Source organism: Pseudooceanicola marinus (assembly GCF_002786295.1).
GTDB classification, from domain to species: Bacteria; Pseudomonadota; Alphaproteobacteria; order Rhodobacterales; family Rhodobacteraceae; genus Pseudooceanicola; species Pseudooceanicola marinus.
This window is the reverse complement of record NZ_PGTC01000016.1, coordinates 181,567-193,571: the sequence shown is the minus strand read 5'-3', so window position 1 is coordinate 193,571 and position 12,005 is coordinate 181,567. Positions and strand designations below refer to the sequence as shown.

At 67.0% G+C, this 12,005-nt stretch carries 12 protein-coding genes; 5 read left to right on the top strand and 7 right to left on the bottom strand.

Annotated elements, in window-relative coordinates; all coding sequences use genetic code 11:
• Positions 1 to 90: 90 nt before the first annotated feature.
• Both CVM50_RS11850 and guaD read right to left on the bottom strand, forming a co-directional pair.
• Positions 91 to 534 (bottom strand): ion channel, encoded by a 444-nt coding sequence (locus CVM50_RS11850; protein ID WP_232618227.1) that lies wholly within the window; start codon positions 532 to 534, stop codon positions 91 to 93.
• A gap of 115 nt (positions 535 to 649) precedes the next feature.
• Positions 650 to 1,942 carry a guanine deaminase gene (gene guaD / locus CVM50_RS11845; protein ID WP_085889508.1) on the bottom strand — a complete coding sequence of 431 codons (1,293 nt, stop codon included), beginning with the start codon at positions 1,940 to 1,942 and terminating at the stop codon, positions 650 to 652.
• A 154-nt stretch (positions 1,943 to 2,096) separates the two neighbouring features.
• Between guaD and mgtE the strand changes: the two genes are divergently transcribed.
• From mgtE to gltX, 3 genes are all read left to right on the top strand, one after another.
• A complete protein-coding gene (mgtE, locus tag CVM50_RS11840) occupies positions 2,097 to 3,503 on the top strand; it encodes a magnesium transporter (RefSeq protein WP_085889465.1) in 1,407 nt (468 codons plus the stop codon).
• An 11-nt stretch (positions 3,504 to 3,514) separates the two neighbouring features.
• Positions 3,515 to 4,084 (top strand): 5-formyltetrahydrofolate cyclo-ligase, encoded by a 570-nt coding sequence (locus CVM50_RS11835; protein ID WP_085889464.1) that lies wholly within the window; start codon positions 3,515 to 3,517, stop codon positions 4,082 to 4,084.
• A gap of 238 nt (positions 4,085 to 4,322) precedes the next feature.
• A complete protein-coding gene (gene gltX, locus CVM50_RS11830) occupies positions 4,323 to 5,651 on the top strand; it encodes a glutamate--tRNA ligase (RefSeq protein WP_085889463.1) in 1,329 nt (442 codons plus the stop codon).
• A gap of 57 nt (positions 5,652 to 5,708) precedes the next feature.
• On the opposite strand, the gene CVM50_RS11825 is transcribed toward gltX, so the two are convergent.
• From CVM50_RS11825 to CVM50_RS11810, 4 genes are all read right to left on the bottom strand, one after another.
• Positions 5,709 to 6,245, bottom strand: a complete 537-nt coding sequence (locus CVM50_RS11825) for a CAP domain-containing protein (RefSeq protein ID WP_085889462.1) — start codon at positions 6,243 to 6,245, stop codon at positions 5,709 to 5,711.
• Entirely contained in the window at positions 6,242 to 7,582 is a 1,341-nt protein-coding gene (locus CVM50_RS11820; protein WP_085889461.1) for an 8-oxoguanine deaminase, read from the bottom strand. Before CVM50_RS11820 ends, CVM50_RS11825 begins: the two co-directional genes overlap by 4 nt.
• 6 nt (positions 7,583 to 7,588) lie before the next feature.
• On the bottom strand, positions 7,589 to 8,392 hold the full coding sequence (gene hisN / locus CVM50_RS11815; RefSeq protein ID WP_085889460.1) for a histidinol-phosphatase: 804 nt from the start codon (positions 8,390 to 8,392) through the stop codon (positions 7,589 to 7,591).
• 266 nt (positions 8,393 to 8,658) lie between these two features.
• Entirely contained in the window at positions 8,659 to 9,039 is a 381-nt protein-coding gene (locus CVM50_RS11810) for a helix-turn-helix domain-containing protein (RefSeq protein ID WP_085889459.1), read from the bottom strand.
• Between the two features lie 326 nt (positions 9,040 to 9,365).
• Between CVM50_RS11810 and CVM50_RS11805 the strand changes: the two genes are divergently transcribed.
• Positions 9,366 to 10,322, top strand: a complete 957-nt coding sequence (locus CVM50_RS11805; RefSeq protein ID WP_085889458.1) for an NADPH:quinone oxidoreductase family protein — start codon at positions 9,366 to 9,368, stop codon at positions 10,320 to 10,322.
• A gap of 55 nt (positions 10,323 to 10,377) precedes the next feature.
• Here CVM50_RS11805 and CVM50_RS11800 read toward each other — a convergent pair whose 3' ends face one another.
• Entirely contained in the window at positions 10,378 to 11,340 is a 963-nt protein-coding gene (locus CVM50_RS11800) for a LysR family transcriptional regulator (RefSeq protein ID WP_085889507.1), read from the bottom strand.
• A 126-nt stretch (positions 11,341 to 11,466) separates the two neighbouring features.
• On the opposite strand from CVM50_RS11800, the gene CVM50_RS11795 reads away from it, so the two are divergent.
• Positions 11,467 to 11,682: a DUF1127 domain-containing protein gene (locus CVM50_RS11795; protein ID WP_085889457.1), complete on the top strand. Its 216-nt coding sequence runs from the start codon at positions 11,467 to 11,469 to the stop codon at positions 11,680 to 11,682.
• The last annotated feature ends 323 nt before the right edge of the window (positions 11,683 to 12,005 follow it).

Below are 12,005 nucleotides of genomic sequence, written 5' to 3'. Positions count from 1 at the left end.
GCGGCCCCCGCGCCCTTTCTCTTATCCGACAGCCGGAAATACTCCGGGGGAGGCTTCGGCACGGAGCCGGGGGCAGCGCCCCCTGCCCGGTCAGAGTGGCGAGGCCATCTGGTTACGCCGCACGTAGCGGATCACCTCGAGCACGATGGCCGAGATCATGCCGATGTTGAGAAAGCCGTTCACCGCCGTCATGCCCCCCAGGATTCGCCAGTCGTTCGGCGCCAGCAGGTCGCCGAAACCGAGGGTGGTGAAGCTTTCCAGCGCGAAGTAAAGCGATTCCTCCAGCCCGCCGAAGACCCCCAGCCAGAGGAAGGCCAGCGCCCAGATCCAGACGCTGATGGTGATCATCGCCAGCGCCCCGATCACCGTGCCGACCAGCACCAGCGCCAGCTTCGGACGGTGCGGCGGGCGCATCAGCCAGCGGTGCAGGCGCGCCACCAGCGCCTCCAGCGTGACGAAGACCACGGCCGAGACGAGAACCGAGATGATGACCAGGACCGAGCCGATCCAGATCTGGTGAAACAGCGAAGCCATGGGCGTCGCGACCCTCCTCCACAGGTGTCGTCGGACGGTCTTGCCACGAAAGCATGACCTGCGCCAAGCACGGGGCAGATCGGCGCGACGATCCCGCGCGCCCGGACCGGGTCTTTCAGAGCGCCGCGCGCCCGCCGATCCACACCGCCTGCACTGCCCGGTCATCGCCCATCATGATGGTGGGGAAGACCGCCTCCCAGATGTCCCCGGCCTGGGCTTCGCGCTGTGCGATAGCCGGTGTCGAGGCGAGATCCAGGACGACCACATCGGCCTCCGACCCCGGGGCCAGGGTGCCGATGCGATCAGCCATGCCCAGGGCGCCGGCCGACCCGGCGGTCGCCAGCCACAGCAGTTGCGCCGGATGCAGCGGATTGTGCCGCAGCTGGCCCACCTCGTAGGCCGCGGCCATCGTCCGCAGCATGGAGAAATCGGACCCGCCGCCGGTATCCGTGGCCAGGCCCACCCGGATTTTGGTCTGGGTGATCCCCTTCATGTCGAACAGGCCCGAGCCGATGAAGGTGTTGGAGGTCGGGCAATGCACCATCGCCGCACCCATCTCGTCCAGCCGGGCGATCTCGCGCGGTTCCAGGTGGATCGAATGGCCGTAGAGGCCGTTGCGGCCCAACAGCCCGTAGGCCTCGTAGGTATCGAGGTAATCGCGCGCCTCGGGGTAGAGGCCCTTCACCCAGGCGATCTCGTCGGTCTGCTCGCTTAGATGCGTCTGCATCAGCACCTCGGGGTGCTCGGCCCAGAGCGCCCCCAGGGCCTCCAGCTGTTCGGGTGTGGAGGTGGGCGAGAAACGCGGCGTGATGGCATAGCCGATCCGCCCCTGGCCGTGCCATTTCTCCAGCAGGGCCTTCGACTGGTCATAGGCCGTCTGCGCCGTGTCCCGCAGCCCCTCCGGCGCGTTGCGGTCCATGCAGGTCTTGCCCGCAACGACCCGCTGGCCGCGCTTGCCGGCCTCGGCAAAGAAGGCCTCCACGCTTTCGGGATGGATGGTGCAGAAGCTGACCATCGAGGTGGTGCCATGGGCCGTGGTCAGGTCGAGGTAGCGCGCCGCGATCTCGGCGGCATAGTCGAGGCTGGCGAACTTCATCTCCTCGGGGAAGGTATAGGTGTTCAGCCAGTCGATCAGCCGCTTGCCCCAGCTGGCAATCATCGCCGTCTGCGGAAAATGCACGTGGGCGTCGACGAAGCCGGGCAGGATCAGACCCTTGCCATAGTCCACCACCCGCGCGTCGGGATGATCGGCCTTCAGCGCATCGGCGGCGCCGCGGGCGAGGATCTGGCCGCCCTCGATCAGCAGCCCGCCATGCTCTTCGTAGGACACGCAGTCCGCCCAGGGCGCCTTGAAGGGATCCGCGGTGAAATCCATCACCCGCCCCGTCATAAGAACTTTTTCACCCATCGCACCCATCCCGGTCCCGTCCCTGCCAATTGGCCGCCAACGCGACGACCGCCGCTCAGATTATCCTCTGCAAAGGGGCGGGTAAACGTGCCTCGCCCATTGTTTCCGCGCCCCGGCGTCCGATATGGTCGGGGCAAAGCATAGAGGGCGGCGCATGACCGAGATCGAGCAGGAAATCGACCCCGAAACCGCCCCCGAGGCCGGCACGGAAGAGCAGGAGAGCTATACGCTCGACCGGCGCAATGTCGCGGCGATTCTCTATGCCGTGGACACCGGCGACCGCGCGCAGTTGCTGGAGCTGATGGAGCCGCTGCACGCGGCGGACATCGCCGACCTTCTGGAACAGGTCAACGCCTATGACCGGCGCCGGCTGGTCCTGCTTTATGATCGCGATTTCGACGGGGACATCCTGTCGGAACTGGACGAGGGCATCCGCGAGGAGGTCATCCAGCTCCTGACGCCGGACGTGCTGAAGGAAGCTGTCCGCGACCTTGATTCCGATGACGTGGTCGACCTGGTCGAATACCTGGAGGAACCGCAGCAGGAAGCGATCCTCGGCGCTCTGGAGGACAGCGACCGGCACGCGGTCGAACAGGCGCTGAACTACCCCGAGGAATCCGCAGGCCGCCTGATGCAGCGCGAGGTCGTGGCGGTGCCCGAGTTCTGGACCGTCGGCCAGACCATCGACATGATGCGCGAACGCGAGGACCTGCCGGAACAGTTCTACCACGTCATCCTGCTGGATCCGAAGATCCGTCCCGTCGGCCATGTGACCCTGGGCAAGCTGATGGCCTCGCCCCGCCGCACCCGCCTGCAGGAGATCACCGAACCGGCCTTCCGCACCATCCCGGCGATGCAGGACGAGGGCGAGGTGGCCTATGCCTTCAACCAGTACCACATCATCTCCGCCCCGGTGGTCGACGAGGAAGAGCGCCTGGTGGGTGTCATCACCATCGACGACGCGATGATCGTGCTGGATGAGGAACACGAGGAAGACATCATGCGCCTGGCCGGTGTCGGCGAAGGCAGCCTTAACGACCGTGTGTCGGAAACGGTGAAACAGCGCCTGCCCTGGCTGGCGGTGAACTTGGCGACGGCGGTGATCGCCTCGATGGTGATCTCGCTCTTCGAGGATACAATCGCGCAGTTCGTGGCCCTGGCGGTGCTGATGCCCATCGTGGCCTCCATGGGCGGCAACGCCGGCACCCAGGCCCTGACCGTCGCGGTGCGCGCCATCGCCACCAAGGACTTGACCGGCTCCAACGTCTGGCGGGTCCTGAGACGGGAGATCATGGTGGGTCTGTTCAACGGTCTGGCCTTCGCGGTGATCATGGGCATTGTCGGCCTCGTCTGGTTCGGCAGCCCGGCCCTTGGCGGGGTGATCGCGGCGGCGATGGTGATCAACCTGGTGATCGCGGGGCTGGCGGGCATCGCGGTGCCGGTCATCCTCGACAAGTTCCGGATCGACCCCGCCCTGGCCTCGGGCACTTTCGTGACCACGGTGACAGACGTGGTGGGCTTCTTCGCCTTCCTCGGCCTCGCCGGGATTGTCCTGCTATGAGAGACGACAAGATGACTGCAGATGCGCTGACCGAAGCCAAGACCGCCGCCCGACAGGCGGCCTTCCCCCGTCGCAAGGAGGCTCATGACACGGCCGGGCCGGGACGCGCGGGGCTGCTGTCCTCGGTGCTGGCGGGCTACCGCGGGGTGCCGCTGGCGGGCTACTGGCCGATCCGCACCGAAATTTCGCCGATCCCGGCCATGGAAGAGGCCGCCGCCCACGGCCCCGTCGGCCTGCCGGTCATTGAGGATCACGGCCTGCCCCTGCGCTTTTCCCGCTGGGAACCGGGCTGCGCCATGCGCGATGGCCTCTTCGGCGCGGCGGCGCCGGCGGTGGACGACTGGATCACGCCGGAAATCCTCATCCTGCCGCTGGTGGCCTTCGACCGCGCCGGCACGCGCCTGGGCTACGGCGGCGGTTTCTACGACCGCACCCTGGAGGGGCTGCGCGCCAATCGTCCCACGCTGGCCATCGGCTTTGCCTATGCCGCGCAGGAGGCGGAGAGCCTGCCGCGCGAGGACACCGACCAGCCGCTGGACATGATCGTGACCGAGACGGAAGTCCTCAGCTTCACCCGCTAAGCCCGGTCTGACCGAGGGAGGGGGCGCTGCCCCCCGCCTCCGGACCGGAGGCGCCCCCCGGAGTATTTTCAGCCATCGTATGGAAAAAGGCGGGTGCCCCCAATCCGGGCGCGGCGCCCCTGCCCCATACCCTGGCCGGAAATACTCCCGCCGGAGGCCTCGCCCGGCATGGGCGATCCCTTCGTTTTCTGGACAATCGCCGCAGCGCATGCTTAGAGGCGGCCAACAGGAGTTCGCCATGACCACCACCCGTTTTGCCCCCTCGCCGACCGGCTACATCCACGTCGGCAACCTGCGCACCGCGCTGTTCAACTTCCTGATCGCCCGCAAGGCCGGCGGGACGTTCATCCTGCGCATCGACGACACCGACCAGGAACGCTCGAAGCAGGAATATATCGACGGGATCATGGAAGACCTGGAATGGCTCGGCCTGACCTGGGATCGCGTGGAATACCAGTCCAAGCGGATGGATCGTTACCTGGACGCCGCCGACCGGCTGCGCGACATGGGCCGCTTCTACGAGGCCTTCGAGACCCCGACCGAGCTGGACCTGAAGCGCAAGAAGCAGCTGAACATGGGCAAGCCGCCGGTCTACGACCGCGCCGCGCTGGAGCTGTCGGACGACGAAAAGGTCAAGCTGCGCGAGGAGCGCGGCCCCGGCGTCTGGCGCTTCAAGCTGGACCAGGAGCGGATCACCTGGGAGGACGGCATCCTGGGCGAGATTTCCATCGACGCGGCTTCCGTCTCGGACCCGGTGCTGATCCGGGCCGACGGGCAGATGCTCTATACCCTCGCCTCGGTCGTCGATGACACCGAGATGGGCGTGACCCATGTCGTGCGCGGCAGCGACCACGTGACCAACACCGCCACCCAGATCCAGATCATCGAGGCGCTCGGCGGCAGCGTGCCGACCTTCGCCCACCACTCGCTGCTGACCGGCCCGCAGGGCGAGGCGCTGTCGAAGCGTCTGGGCGTGCTGTCCATCCGCGACCTGCGCGCCCAAGGGGTCGAACCGATGGCCCTGCTGTCGCTGATGGCCCGCCTGGGCTCCTCCCTGCCGGTCGAGGTGGCAGGCTCGGTCGAGGAGCTGGCGGAGGGCTTCGATCTGGACACCTTCGGCTCGGCGCCGACGAAGTTCGACGAGAAGGACCTCTTCCCGCTGACCGCCCACATCCTGCAACAGCGCCCGCTGGCCCACGTGGCCGACGAGGTCGCGGCGCTTGGCGTGCCCGACGACCGGGCCGAGCTGTTCTGGACCGTGGTGCGCGACAATATCACCACGCTGCACGACCTGCCGGCCTGGTGGACGATGTTCCGCGACGGTGCCGACCCGCTGATCGATCCAGAGGACGAGGATTTCATCGCGGAGGCCATGACCCTGCTGCCCGAGGGCCCGCATGACGAAACCACCTGGGGCGACTGGACCAAGGCCGTGAAGGAGGCGACAGGCCGCAAGGGCCGTGGCCTCTTCATGCCGCTGCGCAAGGCCGTGACCGGCATGTCGCACGGTCCGGACATGTCCAAGGTTCTGCCGCTGATGCAGGTGATCCGCGCCAAGAAGGGCTGAGGCCCGCCGGGTCGCGCCAGTGGCGCGACCCCACCCCTCACCTGAGCCTGCGGCAGCTCAGCAGGGTTTGACGAAGACCGCCACCCAGATCTCGCCGTTTCGCGCCGTGCCGACCAGGGTGTAGTCCCCCAGCAGGTTGCGGCGGTGGCCCGGGCTGACAGACCAGCCGGTCACGGCCATCTCGGCGCTGGACTGGCCGCGGGCCAGGTTCTCGGCCACGCGGCACCAGGCCATACCTTCGCGGCTGACCCGTTCCCCCACACTGCTGCCATCGGATCCGACATGGCTCAGCTCGCCCAGGCCGCGCAGGTCACGGGCATGGCGTTCCGCCGCCAGGCGCGCCTGCGGATCGGGCTCCAGGGGCGCGCGGCCACGGGCGCTGCGAAAGGCGTTGATCGCCGTCAGAAGATCGCCCTGCTCGCGGGTGACCACGGGGGCCGGCAGGCTGGCGGGCAGGGCCACCGCCGCGCCGGCGGGCGCGGTCAGCTGGGCCGCCTGCCGGGCCGTTCCGCCCTGACAGGCCATCAGTGCCAGACAGGTCAGCAGGGCCAGGCGCGCGCGCGGGCGCTGGGGCAGAGGCCGAACGCCGCTCATGCCATCAGCCCTTCGGTCAGCTGGCGCTGCCGCGCCACCAGCGCCGGCAGATCCAGATGCGGCATCTGCCCGTCGCGCACCACCTGCCGGCCCTCGACCAGCAGGTGTTTCACCCGCATCGGCCCAGCCAGCAGCAGGGCGGCGGGATCCCAGCTTCCGGCACTGTCGATGCCGGAAACGTCCCAGATGGCGACATCGGCGCGCTTGCCATGGGCCAGGCGCCCGCAGTCGGGGCGGCCCAGCACATCGGCACCGCCGCGTGTCGCGATCTCCAGCGCCTCACGGGCGCTCATGGCGTCAGCCCCCTGGCTGACCCGCTGCAACAGCATCGCCTGCCGCGCCTCGGCCACCAGGTTCGACCCGTCATTGCTGGCCGATCCGTCGACGCCCAGCCCGACCTTCACGCCCGCATCGCGCATGCCGCGCACCGGCGCGATGCCCGAGCCAAGGCGGCAGTTGGAACAGGGGCAATGGGCCACGCCCGTGCCTGTGCGGGCGAAAAGCGCCACTTCGCTGTCGTCCAGCTTGACGCAATGGGCATGCCAGACATCGTCCCCGGTCCAGCCCAGATCCTCAGCGTACTGCCCCGGACGGCAGCCGAAATTGGCCTCGGAATAGGCGATGTCCTCGGCGTTTTCCGCCAAGTGGGTATGCAGCATCACCCGCTTGTCCCGCGCCAGCAGGGCCGCATCGCGCATCAGCTCGCGGGAGACGGAGAAGGGCGAACAGGGGGCGATGCCCACACGCAGCATGGACCCTTCGCTCGGGTCGTGGAAGGTGTCGATGACGCGAATGCAATCGTCGAGGATCGCCGCCTCGTCCTCCACCAGGTTGTCGGGCGGCAGGCCGCCCTGGCTGACGCCGATGGACATGGCGCCGCGCGTAGGGTGGAACCGCAGGCCGACCTCCGCCGCCGCCTCGATGGTGTCATCCAGCCGCGACCCGTTGGGGAAGAGGTACAGGTGATCGGAGGTCAGCGAACAGCCCGACAGGGCCAGTTCCGCCAGGCCGATCATCGCGGAAGAACGCATTTCGGCCGGGCCGAAGCGTTCCCATATCGGGTAAAGCGTTTGCAGCCAGCCGAAGAGCAGAGCATCCTGTGCCGCCGGCACCGCCCGCGTAAGCGTCTGGAACAGATGGTGGTGGGTGTTCACCAGCCCGGGCGTCACCACGCAGCCGGTGGCGTCGATCACCTCCGCCTCGGGCTGGCTGAGCTTGGGGCCGATGGCGCGAATCTTGCCGCCGGAGACAAGGATGTCGGCGCCGAAAAGCTCGGTCCGGTGATCATCCATCGTCAGGATGTGTTCCGCGTTGCGGATCAGGTAGCTGCGCTCCATGCGACTTTATTCCGGGAAAGCCGCGAGAATGTCCAGCGCCGCGCGATGGATCGCCGGGTTCGCCGCCGCCAGAACGCGCCCGCCCTGCAGGGCCGGGCCACCACGCCAGTCGGTGACGAGACCGCCGGCGGCCTCGATCACGCCCAGGGGCCCCTGGATATCGTAGGAATTCAGCCCGGCCTCGATCACCAGATCGACCTGACCGGCCGCCAGCAGGGCGTAGGCATAGCAATCCATGCCATAGCGGGTCAGCTTCACCTGTTCGGCCACGGCGCGGAAGGCCTCGGCCTCGGTCGGGCTGCCGACCTCGGGGAAGGTGGTGAAGAGGATCGCACCGGCAAGACCGCCCGGCGTCTCGGCGCGGGCCGCCAGCGGGCGGTCTCCCTGCGGGCCGGTCATCCGGGCCTCTCCGAAGCCACCCCAGAATCGTTCGCCGGTGTAGGGCTGGTCGACCATGCCCATCAGGACCCGGTCGCCATCGGTGAGACCGATGAGCACGCCCCAGGTCGGCGTGCCGCTGACGAAGCCGCGAGTGCCATCGATCGGATCCAGCACCCAGGTCAGGCCGCTGTCGCCCGACTGGGCGCCATATTCCTCGCCCAGGATCGCGTCCTGCGGGCGCCGGTCTGCCAGCACCTTGCGCATGGCACGTTCCGCGGCGCGGTCGGCCTCGGTCACCGGGTCGTAGCCCCCGGCCAGCTTGTTGTCCTCGGAAAGGGTCTGGCTGCGGAAATGCGGCAGGATCGCCGCGCGGGCGGCCTCGGCCATTTCGTGCGCCGTCGCCAGGATCTCGGTTCCATCCGGCTGCATCGTCTCGCCTTCCCTACGTCACGTGGAGGCGAGAGCTAGCCCGAGATGGCCCCGGTGACAAGAGTCACGGGCCACTGCACACACCGCATTTTCTGAAGTCTCGTGTCCTGCCGGGGTCCCGCCCGGCCGATCACTGTCCCCATGTCGATCATCGGATCCGCCACCCCGGATCCTGATCGCCCCTGTCGGCCCTCCACGGGCCAAGGTCATTCTTGAATGGCCAATCGAACCTGCGTCCCCAGGTCAGATCACACCTGATCGCCCTTTCAGGCGACGTCACTCAGCACGCGGGCCAGTTCGAACAGGCGGCGGCGCTGGTTCTCGGGAATCGCGTAGTAGGACCGGATCAGGTCCAGCGCTTCCTTGTCGCCCATCACATCGGCCGGCACGGCGGTCGGTGCGACTGCGGCTTCGCCCTCTGCCGCCTCACCTTCGATACCTTCGAAGAAGAAGCTGACGGGAACGTCCAGCGAGTCGGCGATATCCCAAAGCCGGGAAGCGCTGACGCGGTTCGCGCCGGTTTCGTATTTCTGGATCTGCTGAAACTTAATGCCAACGCGTTCGGCAAGCTGCTGCTGGGTCATTCCGACCAGCCAGCGGCGATGCCGGATCCGTTTTCCCACGTGCACATCGACCGGATGAGTCATTCGCGGCTCCTGTCATACCCGACGTCGCCCCTCGCGAAGTACGAGAGCCGCCAAGCCGAGCTTTGGTTTTCGTTTTTGACACGCCGCACATCCCTACAGCGTGAGAGGATCGTAACAGTTTTCAACTTTTACGCAACTTGTCTCCACCCGAAAGAGCAGACTGACGAAATAGTTAACTCAATTGGCAGATGTGCATCAAGCGTCCTGATTTCCTAAACTTGCAGGAACCGCCGCATTGCAGCAAGAATTGCAACGAGGAGGGCCCGGGAGAAGATCGTTTCTAAGCAAACTATCCTCCCGAAATCAAACAACAATAGGAGAGGCAAATGCGCGCGTGGCGGTGTCGGGGTGCTGACAGTCAACCCCAGTTGGAACATTTGGACGCAGACACCCCGGGTCCGGGAGAACTGCTGGTCGAGGTCCGAGCCTGCGGTTTGAACTTCGCCGATTTGCTCATGATCCGGGGCCAATACCAGGAAACGCCGACTCACCCATTTACACTCGGCATGGAAATTTCGGGCCTTGTCCGGGCCGTGGGCGACGGCGTTGACATTGCAACCGACACGCGAGTCGCAGCCTTCCCTGGGCAGGGAGGTCTCGCCGATTACGCCATCGTATCTGCCGATCGCGCCGTGACCCTGCCCGAGGGGATGGATTACGATTCGGCGGCGGCCCTTCAGATCGCCTACGGCACCTCCCACCTGGCGCTTGACCACCGCGCGCGCCTGCGCCCGGGCGAGACGCTTCTGGTGCTGGGGGCCACCGGCGGGGTCGGGCTGACGGCGGTAGAACTGGGCAAGTTGATGGGCGCCCGGGTCATCGCCGTGGCCCGAGGTGCCGACAAGGAGGAGATCGCGCGCAGCGCCGGGGCCGACATCTACCTGGACAGCGAAACGGCCGACCTGCGCGCCGAGGTGAAGGCGCTTGGCGGGGCTGACGTGGTCTATGACCCTGTGGGCGGCGCCCTGGGCGAGGCGGCGTTCCGCGCCTGCAATCCGGAGGCGCGCTATCTGCTGATCGGCTTTGCCTCGGGCAGCACGCCGGCGATCAAGCCCAACCACATGCTGGTGAAGAACATCGACCTGATCGGCTTCTACTGGGGCGCCTATTTCAAGTTCCGCCCCGAGGTGCTGACCCGATCGCTGGCCACGCTGCTGGACTGGCATGCCCAGGGGCGCATCCACCCCCACATCAGCCACCGCCTGCCGCTGGAGCAGGCGATGGAAGGGCTGGACCTGCTGCGCGACCGCGCCGCGTCGGGCAAGGTCATCATCCAGCCCTGAGCCAAGTCAGTCGGCAGGGGCGCCCGGCACGGGCCTCCCTGCTGCGGCGGTGCCATCAGACAGAGGCGCGACGGGTCCGGCTCAGTTCCTGCTGCCAGGCGTAGCGGCCCAGGCCGCTGGCGCCGCCCTGTTCCGCCTCGCGTTGCGCGGCAGACTTGTAGCCGCCGGAACTGCAGCTGAAGCCCAGGCGCAGCATCTCCGCCATGCGCTCCATCACCTGGCCGGCGCCGCGATCCTGGCGGTACATGCAGATCTTCTGGGTGCCCAGTTCGGGCAGGTCCCCGCCATGATCCACCACGGCCAGCTGCGGCGGCTCGGTCCCGGCGATCATCGCCGAAACGGCCAGGTCGGCGCTGACCGTCGCCTCGACCGTGCGGTCACTGGAGGTATCCACGGCGTTTTCCCAGTCGACGCTGTTCTCTTCCATGGTGCGGATCACCAGCGGCCGGAACAGGCAATTGCGCCCCGAGGCAAAGCGCAGCGGGCGCTGCCGCCAGGCCTGTCCGCCCGGGGCCCCGATCCAGGCCAGGGGGCGTTCATCCAGGATCTCGCCGCGATTGTCAGGCTCCGCCTCCGTGGTCAGGATGATATCCGTCTCACCCCGGTCGAAGCTTTCCTTCAGGCTGCGGGTATAGGCCGAGACCAGCTGCACCTTCATGCGCGGGAACTCCTGCGCGAACTGCTGCAGCACCGTCGGCACCACCGGGTAGACGATGTCATGGGGCACGCCCAGGACGATCTCGCCCTCGTAGCTCTTGCAGGTCAGCCGGGTCAGCGCCTCATCATTCATGTCGATGATGCGACGCGCATAGCCCAGCAGTTGTTCGCCCGCAGGCGTCAGCGCGATGCGCCGGTTCGACCGGTCCAGTAGGGCGATACCCAGCATTTCCTCCAGCCGCTTCAACTGCATCGACACCGCGCTCTGGGTGAAGTTGAGGATGCCGGCCGCCTTGGTCACGCCACCGTGGTCCGCCACGGCAACGAAGCTGCGCAGCGATGTCATGTCGAGATTTCGCATATCATCACCCCTCGTGATGTGATCCGTCAGAAACATTCATTTTCAATATTGATCATACGGGCGCATATACATCAACAGAAATCATGAAGCCCTCGCTCACTCATCAATTTTTGAAAGGTAAGACCGATGAGCACCCAAAGCCTGACGTCCGACGTCGCCTGCACCCCGCGCGCGTCCCGCGCGCCTTTCGCCCGCCTGATGACCATGCTGGGCATTCACCGCGAACGCCGCGCCCTGCGCAATCTCGACGCGGCCCTGCTGAAGGACATCGGCATCACCCCCGACCAGGCGCGCCTCGAATCCGCCCGCCCGATCTGGGACACCCCGGTGCGCCCGTTCTGATCCCATCCCGGCGGTGACGCGCACAGCCCCCCAGTGCCCGCCACGCCCTGCCGCGCCCGTCCTGCCCCTGCGGGCGGCGCGGCCCCTATCTCCCCGTGACCGTTCCCGACGGTCCGTGACTGACCCGCAGCGCCCGGTTCCCCCGATGGGTGACCTCGGCCTGCGGGTTTTTTCTTCTGATTTTTCAAACCCCTTCCGGGCCGCATAGCCTTATGTTCAAGGCTCGGGGCACTCCGCCCGAGCACAGGGGCGTTGAAAGCCCGGCAAAAAGGCCTTCACCGGCGCGATTTGCGAGCTGAAAATCTTGAAAACGGGGGCCACCT